At 63.7% G+C, this 18862-nt stretch carries 14 protein-coding genes and 1 CRISPR repeat array; of the genes, 8 read left to right on the top strand and 6 right to left on the bottom strand.

Features of this window, described 5'->3' with window-relative positions; genetic code table 11:
• Positions 1–190: 190 nt before the first annotated feature.
• The 6 genes from SALLO_RS17265 to meaB all read left to right on the top strand — a co-directional run bounded on the left by SALLO_RS17265 (position 191) and on the right by meaB (position 6592).
• Positions 191–1951, top strand: a complete 1761-nt coding sequence (locus SALLO_RS17265) for an alanine/glycine:cation symporter family protein (RefSeq protein ID WP_022836780.1) — start codon at positions 191–193, stop codon at positions 1949–1951.
• A 54-nt stretch (positions 1952–2005) separates the two neighbouring features.
• Positions 2006–2632, top strand: a complete 627-nt coding sequence (gene upp / locus SALLO_RS0113215; RefSeq protein WP_022836781.1) for a uracil phosphoribosyltransferase — start codon at positions 2006–2008, stop codon at positions 2630–2632.
• Between the two features lie 54 nt (positions 2633–2686).
• Positions 2687–4606 carry a Na+/H+ antiporter NhaC family protein gene (locus SALLO_RS17270; protein ID WP_022836782.1) on the top strand — a complete coding sequence of 640 codons (1920 nt, stop codon included), beginning with the start codon at positions 2687–2689 and terminating at the stop codon, positions 4604–4606.
• 93 nt (positions 4607–4699) lie between these two features.
• Positions 4700–5044 (top strand): phosphomannose isomerase type II C-terminal cupin domain, encoded by a 345-nt coding sequence (locus tag SALLO_RS0113225; RefSeq protein ID WP_022836783.1) that lies wholly within the window; start codon positions 4700–4702, stop codon positions 5042–5044.
• Positions 5045–5168: 124 nt separating this feature from the next.
• On the top strand, positions 5169–5459 hold the full coding sequence (locus tag SALLO_RS0113230; RefSeq protein WP_022836784.1) for an FmdB family zinc ribbon protein: 291 nt from the start codon (positions 5169–5171) through the stop codon (positions 5457–5459).
• Between the two features lie 41 nt (positions 5460–5500).
• The gene (meaB, locus tag SALLO_RS0113235) at positions 5501–6592 is read left to right on the top strand and encodes a methylmalonyl Co-A mutase-associated GTPase MeaB (protein WP_022836785.1); all 1092 of its coding nucleotides are present in this window, start codon (positions 5501–5503) and stop codon (positions 6590–6592) included.
• Positions 6593–6652: 60 nt separating this feature from the next.
• On the opposite strand, the gene SALLO_RS0113240 is transcribed toward meaB, so the two are convergent.
• Complete coding sequence (locus SALLO_RS0113240; RefSeq protein WP_022836786.1) at positions 6653–7102, bottom strand: DoxX family protein; 450 nt, start codon at positions 7100–7102, stop codon at positions 6653–6655.
• Positions 7103–7231: 129 nt separating this feature from the next.
• On the opposite strand from SALLO_RS0113240, the gene menD reads away from it, so the two are divergent.
• On the top strand, positions 7232–8992 hold the full coding sequence (gene menD, locus SALLO_RS0113245) for a 2-succinyl-5-enolpyruvyl-6-hydroxy-3-cyclohexene-1-carboxylic-acid synthase (RefSeq protein WP_022836787.1): 1761 nt from the start codon (positions 7232–7234) through the stop codon (positions 8990–8992).
• Positions 8993–9075: 83 nt separating this feature from the next.
• Here menD and SALLO_RS17275 read toward each other — a convergent pair whose 3' ends face one another.
• From SALLO_RS17275 to SALLO_RS0113270, 5 genes are all read right to left on the bottom strand, one after another.
• Positions 9076–10299, bottom strand: a complete 1224-nt coding sequence (locus SALLO_RS17275) for a homogentisate 1,2-dioxygenase (RefSeq protein WP_022836788.1) — start codon at positions 10297–10299, stop codon at positions 9076–9078.
• Positions 10300–10339: 40 nt separating this feature from the next.
• Entirely contained in the window at positions 10340–11482 is a 1143-nt protein-coding gene (gene hppD / locus SALLO_RS0113255) for a 4-hydroxyphenylpyruvate dioxygenase (RefSeq protein WP_022836789.1), read from the bottom strand.
• 106 nt (positions 11483–11588) lie between these two features.
• A complete protein-coding gene (locus SALLO_RS17945; protein ID WP_084696306.1) occupies positions 11589–12365 on the bottom strand; it encodes an energy transducer TonB in 777 nt (258 codons plus the stop codon).
• An 88-nt stretch (positions 12366–12453) separates the two neighbouring features.
• Positions 12454–13224: an SDR family NAD(P)-dependent oxidoreductase gene (locus tag SALLO_RS0113265; RefSeq protein ID WP_022836791.1), complete on the bottom strand. Its 771-nt coding sequence runs from the start codon at positions 13222–13224 to the stop codon at positions 12454–12456.
• Between the two features lie 1771 nt (positions 13225–14995).
• Positions 14996–15583: a CRISPR direct-repeat array (repeat unit 37 nt; unit sequence GTCGGAAGTCTTGCCTCCATTCCAAGAGGATTGAAAC).
• A 169-nt stretch (positions 15584–15752) separates the two neighbouring features.
• Entirely contained in the window at positions 15753–16493 is a 741-nt protein-coding gene (locus tag SALLO_RS0113270; protein ID WP_022836792.1) for a CDP-alcohol phosphatidyltransferase family protein, read from the bottom strand.
• 152 nt (positions 16494–16645) lie between these two features.
• Between SALLO_RS0113270 and SALLO_RS0113275 the strand changes: the two genes are divergently transcribed.
• Entirely contained in the window at positions 16646–18337 is a 1692-nt protein-coding gene (locus tag SALLO_RS0113275; protein WP_022836793.1) for a CTP synthase, read from the top strand.
• Positions 18338–18862: the final 525 nt, after the last annotated feature.

Consider the following 18862-nt stretch of genomic DNA (forward strand, 5'->3'; position numbering starts at 1 on the left):
CCGGCACGCAAAAGTTCATGCAAGGATTTCGAGTAGCGGGATGCGGGGTTGCAGCCCTTGCGTCTCGCCACTATATTACACCGATGTTATCCTCGCATGGAAGCAGGCCGGTGCACAACCCGGTGCCCTTGCTTTGTCCTTCCTGGCGGGGGCGTTCATGTTCGTTCGACTGGAGTGCTAACGCGACTATATGTTCAAGGAAATTGTAGATTGGCTCGTCTGGTTTGTCTGGGACCTCGGCATACCGGTGGGCGACGGAAGCATCCCGTGGGTTGTGGTTTTGCTGCTGGGCACGGGCGTGTTTCTTACCATACGCCTCGGGTTTATCCAATTTCGGCGTTTGGCCCACGGCTTCGCCGTCACGTCTGGCAAATACGACGATCCCGACGAGCCCGGCGACGTGCCGCACTTTCAGGCGCTCACCACGGCCCTTTCGGCGACGGTAGGTATCGGAAATATCGCGGGCGTCGCGTTGGCGATCCACTTTGGCGGGCCCGGCGCCCTCTTCTGGATGTGGGTCACCGCGCTCCTGGGCATGGCCACAAAGTACACCGAGGTCACGCTCGCGCAGCGCTATCGGCAGACGGAGGCGCCTGGCAATGCGCTGCTAGGTACCGTGTCCGGCGGCCCCATGTACTACATCGATAAGGGGCTGGGCTGGAAACCGATGGCTGGCTTCTTTGCCATCATGCTCATGATGACCTCGTTTTTGACAGGCAACGCGGTGCAGGCCAACACCGTCTCGGATGTCCTCCTGGGCGACTTTGGCATTCCGGTATGGACTACGGGGCTGGTGGTGGCAAGCATCATCGGCCTCGTCGTAATTGGGGGCATCCGGCGCATCGGGAAGGTCACAGGCATTGTGGCTCCGGTCATGGCCGCGATCTACGTGCTGGGGGCACTCGGCATTCTGGCGTTCAACCTGCCGCAGGTGCCGGCCGCCTTCATGACGGTGCTCACGGAGGCCTTCAACCCCACCTCGGGCGTGGCAGGAACCGGCGCAGGGGTGTTCTTGCTCACCATGATCTACGGCGTGCAGCGAGGGCTCTTCTCGAACGAGGCCGGGCAGGGCTCGGCGCCCATCGCGCACTCGGCAGCCAAGACCGACGAGCCGGTCTCCGAAGGCGTGGTGGCGCTGCTGGAGCCGTTCATTGACACCATCGTCATTTGTACGCTCACGGGCCTCGCCATCATCGTCACTGGGGTGTGGGACGACACCGTGCCCACGCAACTCGATCTGGACGGCAACGCCGTAAGTTACCGCGTGGAAGAAAGCGGACAGATTTTGAGCAGCAACACGGTGCCCGCGCAAATAACCATCGAAAATGGCGTGCCGCAGGTTGAAGCGGACGCCGTGCAGTTTGCCTGGAATGAAGCTGTGGTCGACACCTTTTACACGGCCTGCCCGGGCGGCTGCACCTCGAAGGCTAACTTCCAGAACCTCTTTACGGGCACGCTCTACCCCGACCGGGGCGTGGCCGTAGCCGCCGATGGCACGACGCTCGAAACCCTCTACGGACCCGCGGTAGAGACCGGCGCGCCGCTTACGCAGCTTGCCTTTGAACGCGGCCTCGCACCGCTGGGCGACTGGGGCGACATGATCGTGCTGCTGAGCGTGCTGCTGTTTGCCATCTCCACGGCCATCTCCTGGAGCTACTACGGCGACCGCTGCGCCAACTACCTGTTCGGGAAGCAAGCCATCGTTCCCTACAAAATTGTATTCGTCATCATGAACTTCGTGGGGGCCGTTACCGCGCTTACCACCATCTGGACACTGGGCGACATTGCCCTGGGCCTCGTGGTGCTGCCCAACCTGATTGCGCTCGTGGCGCTCTCTGGCGAGGTCCGCGAGATGACGACGAGCTACTTTAAGCGCATGCCATGGATCGAAAACGAGAAAGTGGCCGATCGCGTGCGCGAGGAAAAACGCCAGAAGGATAAAGAGGCATAGCCCCTCCACACGCTGCTCGCATTCCGTTCCTGCTTGGTCGCCTCCACGCTCCTCATGGCATCACTTACTGTCGTTGATCACCCGCTGTTGAAACGCGACCTCACCATCCTGCGTCGCCGCGAAACGCCCCACGGACAGTTTCGAAAAACGGTGTCCGATGCAGCGGCGATACTGGCGTACGAAGCCATGCGCAGCATTGCGCTGAAAGAAACGGCTATCGAAACGCCGCTGGAAACTACCACCGGCTACGCCTTGGCGGAAGATGTCATCGTGGTGCCGATCATGCGGGCGGGGCTCGGCATGGTGGATGGCTTTGTGCGGTTTGTGCCCGAGGCGCGCGTCGGCCACTTGGGCATGCACCGCGATGAAGAGACGTACCGCCCGGTCGACTACTACAGCAACATCCCCGACGGCCTCGCCGAGGCGCACGTGTTTGTGGTCGATCCGATGCTGGCAACGGGCGGCAGCGCCTCGCACGCCATCCGGCACCTGAAGCAAGCGGGCGGGCAGCAGTTTACGTTTGCATGCCTGGTCGCCGCGCCCGAAGGCATCGAGCGGCTGCAGGCCGACCACCCGGAGGTGCCCATCGTAGCGGCCACGGTAGACCGCGAACTTGACGCCAACGCGTTTATCCGTCCAGGCTTGGGCGACGCTGGCGATCGCATCTTCGGCACGGAATAATCTGCCGCGCGTCGCCTGCCTTCCTCGTTGTTTATGCAACTGCTTGTCGTTTCTATGCGCACCGTATTTGCTGTTCTCTGCGCCCTTTGGTGGCTCGCCGCGCCGGTACAGGCGCAAGACGCTGCGCCCCTCACGGCGCCCGACCTGGTGCTGCACGGCATCTCTTTTGAAGTGTCGGTGCCTGCCGATTCTGCGACGGCGCAGCCGCCGGTGCTCCAGCTCGAAGGGCGCTCCTACCCGCTCACGTACGATGCCGCTGCGGGCGTGTGGACGACCGATGCGGCGGTGGTAGACGGCGCGTGGCGCCCGACGCTGCGTGTGGTGCGCGACGGCGCGGTCATCGCCGCCACAACCACGCGCGGGCTGCCGGGGTGGCTGTCCATCCTGCCGCCGCTGCTGGCTATTGTCATCGCCCTGATCTTTCGGCGCGTCGTGCCGGCGCTCTTTCTGGGCATTTGGGTGGGGGCATGGATGGCTATCGAGCTCTCGCTCACGGGCGCATTCGTTGGACTCCTGGAGTCGTTCCAGGTGTACGTGCTGGGGGCGCTGGCCGACGAAAGCCATGCGGCCATCATCCTGTTCTCCTTGATGATTGGCGGTATGGTGGGCATCATCTCTAAAAATGGCGGCACCTACGGCATCGTCGACCGCATCACCGCGTGGGCCGATAATTCGCGCCGCGGGCAGGTGGCTACGGGCCTGATGGGCGTCGGCATTTTCTTTGACGATTACGCCAACACGCTCGTGGTGGGCAACACCATGCGCCCGGTTACCGATCAGCTGCGCATCTCACGCGAGAAACTTGCCTACATTGTCGACTCGACGGCCGCGCCGGTGGCGTGCTTGGCCTTCGTTACGACGTGGATTGGGTACGAAGTCGGATTGGTGGGCACGGCGGTCGCGAGCATCGAAGGGTTCAGCCAGTCGGCATACAGCATCTTTCTGCAATCCATTCCCTACAGCTTTTATCCCATCCTGGCGCTCTACTTTGTGTTTGCCATCGCGTCGTCGCGCCGCGAGTTTGGCCCCATGCGGGCCGCCGAGGAGCGCGCCCGTACCACCGGCGATGTGCTTGGCCCCAATGCCAAAGTGGACGCTGCAGCGGCTGAGGGCGACGAACTGGAGCCCCCGGCCGATATTCCGCGCCGCGCCTTCAATGCCATCGTTCCGGTGGTGGTGCTGGTAGGATCTGTGTTGGCGTCGTTGTACGTAACCGGCGCGCAGTCGGTGGGCTACGAGGCGCCGCTGCGCGAAATTATTGGGGCGGCCGATTCCTACAAGTCGCTCATGTGGGGCTCGCTGCTGGGCGTGCTGGCGGCGGCTGTGCTGTCGTTTGGGCAGCGCCTGTTAAGTTTGGAAGAGGTGGTCGAGGCGTGGTACGCGGGCCTCAAGTCGATGCTGTTTGCGATGATCATTTTGGTGCTGGCCTGGTCGCTCTCCTCCATCACCGAGGTGCTGCACACCGCCGATTTCCTGGTCTCGGTGCTGGGGGATACGCTGCCGCCAGGCGTGGTACCGGCCATCATTTTCGTGCTCGCGGCGGCCACTGCGTTCGCCACCGGATCGAGCTGGGGCACCATGGGCATCCTGATGCCGCTGGTGGTGCCGCTCTCGTGGGCCGTGCTCGTCGCCAACGGCATGGGCGATCCGGCGCACTACCACATCATCTATTCGTCGATCTCTTGCGTCTTGGCCGGATCGGTGTGGGGCGATCATTGTTCGCCTATCTCCGACACCACGATCCTGTCGTCGATGGCGTCCGGCTGCGACCATATCGAGCACGTACGCACCCAGCTGCCGTATGCACTGGCCGTAGGCGTAGTGGCGCTGTTGCTTGGTACCCTGCCCGCCGGGTTTGGCATCTCGCCCTGGATCCTTCTGCCGCTTGGGATGATCGTGCTCTCGGTGCTGCTACGCACCGTGGGGACGCCCGTGGCCATTGCCGACACGGCCGATGAAGCGGCGCCGGCATAACTTTTGTTGGACGTTGGGCGCCTGCTGGTGCAACGCTCCGGCAGCGCCTATTCTACACCATTCACGCACTACACACCCAAGCCATTCAACCACATGTTACTCGACGCCGACGACCGCCCGTGGGGGCGCTGGGAAGAATACCTGAACGAGCCGGGCTACCGCGTAAAGCGCATTGTGGTAAACCCGGGCGAGCGCCTCTCGCTGCAAAAGCACGAGCACCGCAAGGAGCATTGGGTGATTGTGCGCGGCGCGGGCGTGTTTACGCACAACGATGAGACCATCGACGTGGCCGCGGGCGACACGCTCTTTATTGAAGTGGGCGACGTGCACCGCATCGAAAACACCGGCGACGACTACCTGGTGTTCATCGAGACACAGATGGGCCTGTGCGTGGAGGACGACATCATCCGCCTGGAGGATGACTACGGCCGCGGGTAAGCGCCGCCTTGTTCTACGGGCCGCTGCCCGGCGTTGTCGAGATTTCACGAGATCGGAAGAACCGTGTCCGTGCGCGCGTCGTCGGCACACCGATTGTCATGCTACCCATCGACCAAACCGACCAATGCCAACATACGTGTACCGCCGCGAAGACGGCACCACCTTCGAAATTCAGCAACGCATCACCGCCGATCCGCTGGAGAAGTGCCCAGAAACCGGACAGCCTGTGGAGCGCATCATCAGCGGGCAGGCCGGCCTCATCTTTAAGGGCGACGGGTTTTACGTGAACGATTACGGATCGAAGAGCCAGCCGGCGAAGAACAATGGCAACGGCGCGGCAAACGGGTCGTCCTCCGCGGGCGAAGGCCGTGCCGCATCGGATGCATCGTCGAACGGCGCGACAGAAGCCGCGTAAAGACGGTCCGTTGCCTACCTGTCCGTTCCCCGCGCTGTGCTATGTCTGACGCGTCCGAGTCGCACCTGTCGGAGTCGTCGGGCGCGGGCGGCGGGCAGCCGCTCAACCCCAACCTCAAGCAGCACCTGAAGCAGCGACGGCCGGTGCCTTCCCGCGATACAATCGTCGACGGGCTCCGGGCGGGCGATCGCGCCATGCTCAGCCGGGCCATCACCTTGCTGGAAAGCACACGGACCGATCATCGGGATGTGGCGCGCGCGGTGCTCTCCGCGGTGATGCCGGCCACCGGCCATGCCCTGCGCGTGGCCATCACCGGCGTGCCGGGCGTGGGCAAGAGTACGTTTATCGAAGCGTTGGGCGGTCACCTCATCGACGCGGGGCATCGCCTCGCGGTGCTCGCGATTGACCCGAGCAGTACGCAGAGCCACGGAAGCATTCTGGGCGACAAGACGCGCATGCAGGCGCTCAGTGCCCGCGACGAGGTTTTCATCCGGCCCTCGCCCACGGCGGGCTCGCTCGGCGGCGTGGCCCGCAAGACGCGCGAGACGATGCTGCTGTGCGAGGCCGCGGGCTACGATGTGGTGCTCGTCGAAACGGTGGGCGTGGGGCAGTCGGAGGTTACGGTGCACTCGATGGTCGACGTGTTCGTGCTGCTTGCGCTGGCCAACGCGGGCGACGAGCTGCAGGGCATCAAGCGCGGCATCGTGGAGATGGCCGACGCGGTGGTCATCAACAAGGCCGAGGGCGAGCGCCGATCCGCGGCCGAGCGGGCGCGGCGCGACTTCCAAAATGCGCTGCACCTCTTTCCGCCCGGCCCCGCCGATTGGTCGCCGCCGGTGGTGCTGTGCTCGGCCCTCCAACAGCAGGGCATCGCCGAGGTGTGGGACGTGGTGGAGGCGTACGTGGCCCACACCAAAGCGAACGGCTTCTTCGCCGAGCAGCGCCACGAACAGGCGCGCCACTGGATGCAACAAACCATCGAACAGCGCCTCCGCGACGACTTCTTTCAGGACGAGGCGGTGCGCGCCCTGCGTCCGGCCGTGGAAGCCCGCGTGCTCGACGGCACGCTCAGCTCGTTCGAGGCCGCCGAGCAGCTGCTGTCCGCCTACCACGACGCCCCCGAGGGATCATGACCGAAGCCGCCCCGGCGGTCCCGGAGCGGCTTCGTTTTCCACAGCATATCGGTCCGCGGCTCATTGCGCGGCCGCCTGCGGCTTGTGCGCCCCAGTGCCAATCTGGAGTCCGTTGAATGCGTTACCCACCACCAAAAAGGTGAGGGCTTGCAAGAGCAGCGTCACCTGAAACTCCATCCCGCGGCCCATATTGCCGCTGCCCATATTCACCGAGTTCCAGCCGTGCTGCGCATGCACCATAAAGATGGCACCGAGCATGATGGGCACAAGCAGCAAGCCGCCCAGGCGCGTCACCCAGTCCTTATTCACGACGCCGCCGGCCAAAATGAGCGCGCCGCCCAGCGTTTCCATGATCGCGAGCACCGCAACCATCGCCACGGGCATCTTCATCATGCTGGCCAATGCGCCAAGCACTGGAAATTTGGCGAGGCCGTGGTACAGAAAGACGCTCGCAAGCGAAATCCGGAGAAACCAGTGGGCATGGGGGGCAATACGGTTGAGTACGTTCATGGCGTGTCGCTATTTGGTTGTTGAAACACGAAGTAGCCCTCTTTTGCTGTTTCCTTGGTGCAAGGAGGCAAGGCAGCGTTACACGCCGGAGCGTCCCCACGCGTCGCTTTCCTCGTAGCCGCTGTTTGCATGCCCACCCCCGCTGAATCGTATGTGCACAACGCCCCCAATCGCACCCATCTGTGGACGCGTCTGCTGGTGGAGGCGCTGGTGCGCCACGGCGTCGACACGTTTTTTATTGCGCCAGGCTCGCGCTCTACGCCGCTCACGGTGGCGGTGGCGCAGCATCCCCAAGCGCGCGCCGTTGTGCACGTCGACGAGCGCGGCACCGCCTTCGCGGCGCTGGGCTACGGACGGGCCACGCAGCGCCCCGCAGGGTGGATTACAACCTCCGGAACCGCCGTTGCCAACGGCATGCCCGCAGTGGTGGAGGCTGCCACCGACGACGTGCCCATGCTCCTCCTCACGGCCGATCGTCCGCCCGAGCTGCGCGATACGGGCGCGAACCAGACCATCGACCAGGTGAAGCTGTTTGGGTCGTATGCGCGCTGGCAGGTCGACCTGCCGCCCCCGACGCCCGCGATTGATCTGGCGTATGTCCTGACGACCGCCGCGCACGCCGTTCACCAGGCGGTGCGCGGGCCCATGGGGCCGGTGCACGTGAACGCCATGTTTCGGAAGCCGCTCGACCCCGTCCCCGACGGCCGCGATGCAACGAACGATCTGGCGCCGCTGGCGCAGTGGCTGGCAGGCGACGCGCCGTACACCACCTATCCGGTGCCGGCCGCGTCGGTGCCCGAGGCGGCGGCCCGCTGCATGGCCGATTGGCAGGACGGCGTGCGGGGCCTCGTGGTGGCCGGGCGGCTGGATACGGCAGACGACCGCGCGGCCGCGCAGCGCATGGCCGCGCACCTGGGCTGGCCGCTTGTAGCAGACGTTACCTCGGGGCTGCGGACGGGTGCCGTGGAGGCGCTGCGCATCGCCTATGCCGATCAGCTGCTGGCGGCCGATGCTTTTGCGAACCGCCACGCGCCCGAGGCCGTGCTGCACCTCGGCGGCCGCGCCGTCTCGAAGCGCCTGCGCCAGTACCTGGCGGCGCACGGGCCCCGTTGGCGCATCGTAGTGCGCCCCAGCCCGTCGCGCCTCGATCCCGATCACCGCGTCACCCACCACTGGGAAACGGCCCTACCGGCCCTGGCCGAGGTCCTCACGTCGCACGATGCGCCGCCTCGGCTCTCGGCTTGGTGCGATGCGTGGCAACAGGCCGACGCCCAGGCCGCACGTGTGCTTATGGCGTATGCCGATGGCGCCGACGCGCTGTCCGAGCCGCTTGTGGCGCGCACCGTCGCTGCGGCGCGAACGCCGGGGCAGCCCCTCGTGTGCGCTAGCAGCATGCCGGTGCGCGACATGAACCGCTACGCGAATCCTTCAGCCCCGGGCGGACCCATCTACGCCAACCGCGGCGCGAGCGGCATCGACGGCACCGTCGCCACCGCGGCGGGCCTGGCCCATGCTACAGGGCAAGCTGTGCTGCTGCTGATTGGCGACCTCGCGCTGTGGCACGACATCAGCAGCCTGGCGCTGCTCCAGCACGCGCCCGTGACGGTGGTGGTGGTGAACAACGACGGCGGCGGCATCTTCCACTTCCTGCCGATTGCCGAGCACACGGATGTCTTTGAGCCGTACTTTGGCACGCCGCACGGCCGCTCGTTTACGCATGCGGCGGCTACCTACCAGCTGCCGTACGCGGCGCCCGCCACGCCACAGGCCCTGCGCGAAGCGTTGCGCACGCATAACGGCACGTCCGCGCTGATTGAAGTGCGCACCGGGCGGGAGCAGAACCGGTCCGTGCATGCCCAGCTCGAACAGCGCATTGCCGATGCCCTGTAGCGCGCGGGCGCCGGGCCCAAACAGAACCGCCCGTCCTGCACAAAGCAGAACGGGCGGAGGGTGCATCAGGATATGCGGGGCGTCTATGGCTGCGCCGGTTGCTCCGACTGCACCTGTCCGTCGCCGCCCACATGGCGCTCGGGCTGCCACGAGTACGCGTACTCCTCGTCTTCTACGGCAAGCGCCGCCGCGGTAAGCTTCAGCGGGCGGAAGGTGTCCACCATCACCGCGAGCTCCTCGGTGCCCTCTTTGCCAATGGAGGCCTCGGCGGTTCCGGGGTGCGGGCCGTGCGGGATGCCGCCGGGATGCAGCGAGAAGGAGCCGCGCGCGATGCCCTTCCGGCTCATGAAGTCACCCTCGGCGTAAAACAGCACCTCGTCCGAGTCGATGTTCGAGTGGTTGTAAGGCGCCGGGATGCTCTTGGGATGGTAGTCGAAGAGCCGCGGCACAAACGAGCACACCACAAAATTGTGGGCCTCGTACATCTGGTGCACGGGCGGCGGCTGATGGATGCGCCCCGTGATGGGCTCAAAGTCGTGGATGGAGATGGCGTACGGGTACATGCAGCCATCCCAGCCCACCACGTCAAACGGATGGTAGCGCACGTAGTAGCGGTGCAACCGCCCGTGTTTTTTGATGCGCAGCTCAAACGGCCCCTCTTCGTCGTACGTCTTCAGCTCGGTGGGCGGGCGCACATCACGCTCGCAAAACGGACTGTGCTCCAGCAGCTGCCCCATGTCGTTCCGGTACTTCTTGGGGAAGCGGACCTCCGAGTTGGACTCGATGACGAGCAGCCGCGGCGGGTTTTCGTCCAGGTCGCCCGTAAAGTGCCAGCGATGCGCAATGGTACGTGGTACGTGCACGTAGTCGCCGTCGGTGAAGGAGACCGTGCCGAGTGGCGTTTCCAGCCGGCCTTCGCCTTCGTGCACGTAAACGAGCTCGTCGCACGAGGCATTCCGGTAGAAGTAGCCTTCCATGTTTTCGGTGGGGCGGCACAGCGCGAGGTTCACGTCGCTGTTGCCCATCATGTAGGTGCGGCCGTTCAGCCAGTCGCCGCCCGCTTCCACCTCGAAGCCCTTAATGTGGCGATGCTGCAGGAAATCCTCATCGGCATATTCAATGTCGTAGGGCACCGGGTCGTCGATACGATCCACAATCGTGGGCTGGTGGATGTGGTAGGCGATCGACGAGATGCCGCTAAAGCCCTCCGCGCCAATCACCTCCTCGGTGTAGAGCTCGCCGTCGGGGCGGCGAAATTGGGTGTGGCGCTTCTTGGGGACGTTTCCAACGCGTGTGTAGTACGGCATAACGATGGTTGCTTTTCAGAAGATAGCAGGCAAGGGAACGCTACAGGTTGCCGCGCTTGGCTTGTTCGCGCTCAATGGCTTCAAAAAGGGCCTTGAAGTTGCCTTCGCCAAACGTGCGGGCCCCTTTCCGCTGGATGATTTCGAAGAATACCGTGGGACGGTCTTGCAGCGGCTTGGTAAAGATCTGCAGGAGGTAGCCTTCCGGATCGCGGTCTACCAGAATGCTTAGCTCATGCAGCGCGTCGATTTGTTCATCGATGTCGCCCACGCGCTTCTTCAGCGTTTCGGGGTTGTAGTAGGTGTCGGGCACCTCCAGGAACTCAACGCCGCGGCTGCGCAGGTCGCGCACGGTCGCAATGATGTCGTCGGTGGCAATGGCCACGTGCTGCACGCCCGCGCCGTTGTAAAACTCGAGGTACTCCTCAATCTGGCTTTTCCGTTTGCCTTCGGCCGGCTCGTTGATGGGAAATTTGATGCGCTCGTTGCCGTTGGCCATCACCTTCGACATCAGCGCGGAGTACTCCGTCGAGATGTCGTCGTCGGTGAAGTGGAGCATGTTGTAGAAGCCCATGGTGCGGGCGTAGTAGTCGACGTACTTGTCCATGTCGCCGCGCGCGACGTTCCCCACGCAATGGTCGACGTACTTCAGGCCGGTGGGCGTGGCGTGCCAGTCGTCGTTTTCGTACGGCACAAAGCCCGGGAAGAACAGCCCGTCGTAGGCCGAGCGGTCTACAAACGTGTGGATGGTGTCGCCGTAGGTGGCGATGGCTGCGGTTACGATCGTGCCGTCGGCATCCTCGTGGTGGGTGGGCTCGTGCACGGGCACCGCGCCGCGCGACGTCGCCTCCTGATAGGCCTGCGCGGCGTCGTCCACCCACAGGGCAATGTCCTTCACGCCATCGCCGTGGCGCTGTACGTGGTCGGCTACGGGGTGACCGGGCGTGAGCGCTGTCGTGAGCACAAACCGAATCTTGTCCTGCGTGAGGAGCCAGCTCGATGCTTCGCGGTGGCCGGTTTCGGGGCCGCGGTAGCCCGCGATGCTGAAGCCAAAGCAGTGGGCATAATAGAGCGCCGATTGTTTGGCGTTGCCAACGTAAAACTCAATGTAATCGGTGCCGTTGATCGGCAGAAAATCCTCGGCCGTCGTAGGATCCGTTTGGGGCGCTACAGTCGATTCTGGCATGGTATATCGGGACGGTGAGCGGAACGGCGAAAAAGCGCTTCCACAGCGCGCGATTTTTTGTTGCAGGTAAACTCGCAACGCATCGTTATTGCACGACGAGGGGGCTTCAACGTTCCTTTGTGGACGAGCGTCCGCGGTTGGCTGTGGCGGGCGTATGGTGGGCGGGCGCTGGCGCGTTGGTCAGCCGAAAAGTGATGGGAAGCTGCATGTGGATGGGGATGGCGGTGCCGTTGCGGGTGGCGGGCACGAAGCGGGTGGTTCGGAGGGCACGCACCGCGGCGGAGTCGCACAGGGGGTGCAGCGATTTCCGGACCCGGATGCGCGCCGTTCGCCCGCTGGGCTGCACAACGAATGTGAGCACCACCTGGCCCTGGATGCCCTGCATGCGGGCCTCGCGCGGATACTCGATGTTTAGGTACAGCGAGCCCAGCCCGCCCTTCACCCCCGGCCCGCGGTTCATCGTGGCGCCTAGCGTGCGCATCGCGACCGCCGGAGGAACGTCATCGGTGGCTTCAGGCGGGGGCGGCACAGGCGCTCCAGAGCGGCCGGTGGTCGCCTGGGCCTCGGGCGATGGGTCGCGCTGCTGCGTGGGCGGCGGGGCGCCTACGACGCCCAACAGCCGGTTGCGCGCCACGGAGGGGGCCGGCGCGTCAGCATCAGACGAGGGCGGACGTAGGTCGAGCAGTTGGATACGCTCGCTAGCGGCCGCTCGGGCGATCCACCCCACCCGGCCGGGCGCATCGATCCATGACGCCCACGGAAGGTGCACCGCGCCCAGACACAGCAGCAGCACCAGCACCACGCTCCCCAAGAGGCGGGTGCGGTACGTTGCCGGCCTGCGGCGACGCGACGGTAAACCGGCCGAGCGGTGGAGGCTGGACATGGCGACCTCTCACGTTGGTTCTTCGATTCGTGTCCTCTTCATATTTTCAATGCACGAATTTCGAAGAAGTGCCGGGCAACGCTTCAGGTTACGGTGCGGCGCCCGTGCCAACCCGCAGCCCGCCATCGATGCGGAGCGCCGCGCCGGTTACAAACGCGCTCTCGTCGCTGGCCAGGTAGCAGGCCAGGCCGGTCAGCTCCTCGGGTTCGGCCATGCGTTGCTGGGGGGTGGCCCGCAGCACCGCCTCGTTAAAGCGCTCGTTGTCCCAAATCGCCTTGCTGAACTTCGTCTTTACAAAGCCCGGCACCATAGCATTGACGCGGATGTCCGCGTCCGCCAGCTCGGCCGCAAGCGTTTCGGTGAGCATTAGGACGGCTGCCTTGCTGGCGCAGTACACGCCCATGCCGGGAAAGGGCTGCTCGCCCGCAATGGAGGCCACGTTGATGACCGAGCCGCCGCCGTCGCCCAGCGCCGGGGCACAGGCCTGGATGGTGCGCCAGTAGCCCTTCACGTTTACGTCAAACGTTTTGTCCCAGTGGCCTTCCTCGGCGGTGAGCAGTGGTCCAAAGTGCGGATTCGTCGCGGCGTTGTTGACCAGCACGTCGACGCCGCCGAAGGTGTCGACGGTGGTTTCCACGAGCTGCTGAATGGCGGCGCGGTCGCCGGTGTGGGCGGCGTGGGGGAGCGCCGTGCCGCCGGCGGCTTCGATGTCGGCAGCGACGGCGTCGAGGGTTTCTTGCGTGCGGCTCGACAGGACCACGCGGGCGCCGGCGGCGGCGTAAGCCTCCGCAATGGCGCGCCCAATGCCGCGCGAGGCGCCGGTGATAATGGCTACTTTGTCGGAGAGGTCGAACGACATGATGCATCAACGTCTTGTGGAGAGTGCGCGTGGGGCCAACATAATGGCTGCGCTGCACTCCTGCATCCGCCCCGCCGTACCCTCTCCCGAAGGGTAATGTCCGCAGCCGGGCAATCTCCGCAATGGGGCGTTCGCCTTCGTACATGGAGATCGCACCACGGGCATGACCTTCGGCCCCATCATAGATATGACCTTCGGCCCCCGCGTCCTTTACTTCGCACCAGTGGCATGACCAAGGCCCTTCAGTCCTCGCGATGACAGGAAAGGTTAGGTTGTTTTGGTGCGTTGCGCGTGCAGATGGGCAGACCACCCCGAATGGCCATCTGAACCATCAACGCTCCATTTTTCATCAACCACTGTTGTCATTGCGAGGAGCCAAAGGCGACGCGGGGGCCCTTGGGTCATGCTTGAAAGCGCAATCTCCGCAATCGGCCGTTGCCTTCGCACATGGAGATCGCCACGTCCTTCACTTCGTTCAGTCCTCGCGATGACACATTGCTTTTTGCTGCTCTGTTGCGTTGTGCGTGCAGATGGGCAGACCACCCCGAATAGCCATCTGAACCATCAACGCTCTATTTTTCATCAACCACTGTTGTCATTGCGAGGAGCGGAGCGACGTGGCAATCTCCGCAGTGGAGCGTTACGCTCCGTACATGGAGATCGCACCACGGGCATGACCTTCCGGCCCCCACGTTGCTCACTGCCGCTCGCGCCTCGCGATGACACATCAGTTTTTGCTGCTTTGACACGTTGTGCGTGCATATGGGCACACCACCCCGGACGGCCATTTGAACCATCAACGCGCGGCTTTTCGCGCACCCCGCAATGTCATTGCGAGGAGTGAGCGGATGCGAACGACGCGGCAATCTCCCCAGCCGGGCAATCTCCCCAGCCGGGCAACCTCCCCAGCCGGGCAACCCTCCGCGCTAGCCCACCGCAAAAAAAGCGGGCCGCGGCGCTTGACATTCTCCAGCCGCTTACATACCCTGCAATCGTGTGGCGTTGAAATCAGTGCTACGTCATTGAATTCAACGCGCGCTTCAGACCTAAAATGTCCGCTCAAGGCGGGGGGTCTGCGGCACACGCGCAAGGTGTTCTTTTACATAGGGTTGCGCAAAATGCCTTCACGATGGCTTCATCAAAAGCCATGAAGCAAGCGCATGCTAGCACAGGGTCTGCAGAAATGACGCCTCCGTGCTACGACCAACGGCCTGCAGCGGCCGCAACAGCTGCCTTTCGCACCGGTATTCACCTCTCCTTCAGGTACCGTCGGAAGTCTTGCCTCCATTCCAAGAGGATTGAAACCTGGCATTCCGGACCAAGGGAGGTACTGGTCCAAGACGATGAGTCGGAAGTCTTGCCTCCATTCCAAGAGGATTGAAACTTTGGCTGGTCTATCGGCACAATCGCCGATAACCAAAAAAGTCGGAAGTCTTGCCTCCATTCCAAGAGGATTGAAACGGGCCGAACCACTCACGCTTACTACCCTGCAATCCGTGTGGCGTTGAAATCAGTGCTACGTCATTGAATTCAACGCGCGCTTCAGACCTAAAATGTCCGCTCAAGGCGGGGGGGTCTGCGGCACACGCGCAAGGTGTTCTTTACATAGGGTTGCGCAAAATGCCTTCACGATGGCTTCATCAAAAGCCATGAAGCAAGCGCATGCTAGCACCAGGGTCTGCAGAAATGACGCCTCCGTGCTACGACCAACGGCCTGCAGCGGCCGCAACAGCTGCCTTTCGCACCGGTATTCACCTCTCCTTCAGGTACCGTCGGAAGTCTTGCCTCCATTCCAAGAGGATTGAAACCTGGCATTCCGGACCAAGGGAGGTACTGGTCCAAGACGATGAGTCGGAAGTCTTGCCTCCATTCCAAGAGGATTGAAACTTTGGCTGGTCTATCGGCACAATCGCCGATAACCAAAAAAGTCGGAAGTCTTGCCTCCATTCCAAGAGGATTGAAACGGGCCGAACCACTCACGGTTAATGCTTCCGTGGTCCACGAATGTCGGAAGTCTTGCCTCCATTCCAAGAGGATTGAAACAGCGTCGCGACCACGTCGCGACCCTTGTAGTCGCCGGCCGCCAGTCGGAAGTCTTGCCTCCATTCCAAGAGGATTGAAACACGATCGCCGCGAACGGCTCTTCGTGGATCTCGAATTGGTCGGCCTCGTCGGAAGTTTTGCCTCCATTCCAAGAGGATTGAAACGGTGCAACACCCGATCATAGTCGCCGGCGTTGATAAGGTCGGAAGTTTTGCCTCCATTCCAAGAGGATTGAAACGTGAATTGCAGTACACGGCGTTACGGTATTACGAATGGTGCGTCGGAAGTCTTGCCTCCATTCCAAGAGGATTGATGGCTTCCAGCAGTGCCTGACACGCGCTAACGCCGCACCCCGAGCATATACACCAACGCCTGCCCGCGTCTGCGAGCAGGCGTTTCGTGTTTGAAGGGGGAAGGAGGTGCCCCAAGGCTCCATCCTTGCGCACGCGGTCGGCGGGCAGCGTTGCTGCGCACCGCCTTCCGCCCTAGGCCGCCCGGCGCAGGCGCACATCCAGGTACCCCGACAGGCCCACATAAAACGCCGGGTAGAGCATAGACACCGGCAGGCCCCAGGGCTGCGCCCACGTTGGCACGGCCGGGTAGGTGGGCAAGAAGCCCACCAGCAGCGCCAGCCACCCCAGCGCGCCGCCAATGATCCACGGCTTCCAGGGCGACGGCGCCTGGTTGGGATAGATGAAGCGCACCGGCGCCACGGTAAGCGCTGTGGCCAGCAGCACCACCCCCAGCATCACCGCGCGGCCCGTAGCGCCGTACGCCGCGTGCAACAGGCCCGCGTAATACGCCAGAATATTCCAGTACGACGGAAAGCCCAAAAAGAACCCGTCGGCTGCCTGCTTGGCGCTGTGGTTGGCAAAGCCAAACAAACTCGCCGTCATGGCCAGCCCCACCCACACCACATCGGGGCCCGCGAGCCAGCCCATGCGCCACACCAGCACCAGCGGCAGAAACGTAAACGTGAGGTAGTCAACGATATTGTCGATCAGGCCGCCGTCGATGCGGGCGGCATGGATGGTTACCGCCCAGCGGCGCGCCAGCGGCCCGTCGGCCGCGTCAATGAGCACGGCAAGCCCCAGCATGGCAAATGCCCACGCCGGGGCCGGGGGCGTGCGCATCACGTACCACAAGGCCGCGAGCGCGCACAGCACGCCCGACGCCGTGAAGAGATGCACGGCGTACGCCCGTACGGTCGGCCACGCATCAGACATAGCACCCTCGATTGATCATCTCCAAACAGAAAAGCCGCGTGACCTTCACCACCGGCAGGCCCGGGCCCGCCGGTTCCCCATTGAAAGACGCGTAGCTTGCGCGTATGTTGTCTTCCAGTTCTTCTGCGTGCATCACCCGACCCCACCGACCCGTGCAAACGAAATATATTTTTGTGACCGGCGGCGTCACCTCGTCGCTCGGCAAAGGCATCTTTAGCGCTTCGCTGGGCCGCCTGCTCGAAGCGCGCGGCCTGCGCGTCACCATCCAAAAGTTCGACCCGTACATCAACGTCGATCCGGGGACGATGAACCCCTACGAGCACGGCGAGGTGTACGTGACCGAAGACGGCGCCGAGACCGATCTCGACCTGGGCCACTACGAGCGCTTTTTGGGCCGCCCCACCTCGCAGGCCAATAACGTAACCACCGGCCGCGTGTACTCGGAGGTCATCGCCAAGGAGCGCGCCGGCGCCTACCTCGGCAAAACCGTGCAGGTGGTGCCGCACATCATCGACGAGATCAAGCACTGGATGCTGAAGCTCGGCCAAACCGGCACGTACGACGTCGTCATCACCGAGATTGGCGGCACCGTGGGCGACATCGAGAGCCAGCCGTACCTGGAGGCCATCCGGCAGCTGCGCAACGAGCTGGGCCGCGCCAACTCGATGCTCGCGCACCTTACCCTAGTGCCGTACCTGCGCGCCGCGGGCGAGCTCAAGACGAAGCCCACCCAGCACTCCGTTAAAACGCTGCTGGCCAACGGCTTGCAGCCCGACGTGCTGGTGTGCCGCTCGGAGCGCGCCCTGAGCGCCGAGATCCGCGAAAAGATCGCCCTGTTCTGCAACGTAGAAACCGAGGCGGTGCTGCAGATGCTGGACGCCGAGACAATCTACGAGGTGCCGCTGCTGCTGCAAGACGAGCAGGCCGGCACGCTGGCCGTCAACCACCTGTTTTCGGATAGCGAGCGGGCGCAGATCGCCGACACGCCCGACCTCGACGCCTGGGTGAACTTCCTGAAGCAGCTCAAGAATCCGGAAGCTACCGTGCCCATTGCGCTTGTGGGAAAGTACGTGGAGCACCAGGACGCGTACAAGTCGATTACGGAAAGCTTGATGCTGGCCGGCGTGCCCGACCAACTCCAGATCGACATCTCGTTTGTGCTGTCGGACGACCTAACGCCCGACAATGTGGCCGACCGGCTGGGCGATGTGGCGGGGGTGCTGGTGGCCCCCGGGTTTGGCGATCGCGGCATTGCGGGCAAAATTGCGGCGGTGCAGTACGCCCGCACCCACGAGCTTCCGTTCTTTGGCATTTGCCTGGGGCTGCAATGCGCCATCGTGGAGTTCGCGCGCCACGTGTGCGGATGGGACGACGCGCACTCGACCGAGTTTGACCCCGAGACGCCGCATCCCGTCATCAACCTGATGGAGACCCAGAAGAACATCTCGGACAAGGGCGGCACGATGCGGCTCGGTCAGTACACCTGTGCGCTGAGGGAGGGGTCGCGGGCGCGCCGCGTGTACGGCACCAATGTGGTACAGGAGCGCCACCGGCACCGCTACGAGGTGAACAACGTGCTGCGCTACCGCCTGCGCGAGGAGGGGCTGCGCTTTACGGGCGTCAATCCCGAGACCGACCTGGTGGAGATCGTAGAGCTGCCCGACCATCCGTGGTTTTTGGGCGTGCAGTTTCATCCGGAGTACCGCAGCACGGTGGGCCACCCGCATCCCCTGTTTTGCTCGTTTGTGTCGGCCTGCTCGGCCGTGGCCCGCGAGCGCAACCTGATGGGGCGTCCGCAGCCGCCGGAGCAGCAGGTGATTCCGCTGGCGTCGGCCGATATGTGAGCTGCGCCTGCGTTGGGCATGCAGATGGGCGAACCGGTCCGAACAGCCCTCTGAACCATCGACGCCTTGTTTGTGGCATCAACCACTGTTGTCATTGCGAGGAGCGGAGCGACGTGGCAATCTCCGCAGTGGAGCGTTACGCTCCGTACATGGAGATCGCCACGTCACTCCCTTCGGTCGTTCCTCGCGATGACATATTGCTTTTTGCTGCTCTGTTGCGTTGCGCGTGCAGATGGGCACACCACCCCGAACAACCATTTGAACCATCAACGCGCGGCTTTTCGCGCACCCCGCAATGTCATTGCGAGGAGTGAGCGGATGCGAACGACGCGGGGGCCCTTGGGTCATGCTGAAAGCGCAATCTCCCCATCCGGGCAATCTCCCCATCCGGGCAATCTCCCCATCCGGGCAATCTCCTCAGCCGGGCAATCTCCCCATCCGGGCAATCTCCTCAGCCGGGCAATCTCCTCAGCCGGGCAACCTCCGCAGCCGGGCAACCTCCGCAGCCGGGCAACCCTCCGCGCT

This window comes from Salisaeta longa DSM 21114 (genome assembly GCF_000419585.1).
GTDB lineage: Bacteria > Bacteroidota > Rhodothermia > Rhodothermales > Salinibacteraceae > Salisaeta > Salisaeta longa.

Excerpts from the sequence above, each read along its gene's own strand:
- SALLO_RS17945 (WP_084696306.1), bottom strand. The coding sequence starts at position 12,365 with ATGTCCAGCCTCCACCGCTCGGCCGGTTTACCGTCGCGTCGCCGCAGG.
- hppD (WP_022836789.1), bottom strand. The coding sequence starts at position 11,482 with ATGCCAGAATCGACTGTAGCGCCCCAAACGGATCCTACGACGGCCGAG.
- SALLO_RS0113240 (WP_022836786.1), bottom strand. The coding sequence starts at position 7,102 with ATGAACGTACTCAACCGTATTGCCCCCCATGCCCACTGGTTTCTCCGG.
- SALLO_RS17270 (WP_022836782.1), top strand. The coding sequence starts at position 2,687 with ATGCGCACCGTATTTGCTGTTCTCTGCGCCCTTTGGTGGCTCGCCGCG.
- SALLO_RS0113265 (WP_022836791.1), bottom strand. The coding sequence starts at position 13,224 with ATGTCGTTCGACCTCTCCGACAAAGTAGCCATTATCACCGGCGCCTCG.
- SALLO_RS17275 (WP_022836788.1), bottom strand. The coding sequence starts at position 10,299 with ATGCCGTACTACACACGCGTTGGAAACGTCCCCAAGAAGCGCCACACC.
- upp (WP_022836781.1), top strand. The coding sequence starts at position 2,006 with ATGGCATCACTTACTGTCGTTGATCACCCGCTGTTGAAACGCGACCTC.
- SALLO_RS0113230 (WP_022836784.1), top strand. The coding sequence starts at position 5,169 with ATGCCAACATACGTGTACCGCCGCGAAGACGGCACCACCTTCGAAATT.
- menD (WP_022836787.1), top strand. The coding sequence starts at position 7,232 with ATGCCCACCCCCGCTGAATCGTATGTGCACAACGCCCCCAATCGCACC.
- SALLO_RS17265 (WP_022836780.1), top strand. The coding sequence starts at position 191 with ATGTTCAAGGAAATTGTAGATTGGCTCGTCTGGTTTGTCTGGGACCTC.
- SALLO_RS0113270 (WP_022836792.1), bottom strand. The coding sequence starts at position 16,493 with ATGTCTGATGCGTGGCCGACCGTACGGGCGTACGCCGTGCATCTCTTC.
- SALLO_RS0113225 (WP_022836783.1), top strand. The coding sequence starts at position 4,700 with ATGTTACTCGACGCCGACGACCGCCCGTGGGGGCGCTGGGAAGAATAC.
- meaB (WP_022836785.1), top strand. The coding sequence starts at position 5,501 with ATGTCTGACGCGTCCGAGTCGCACCTGTCGGAGTCGTCGGGCGCGGGC.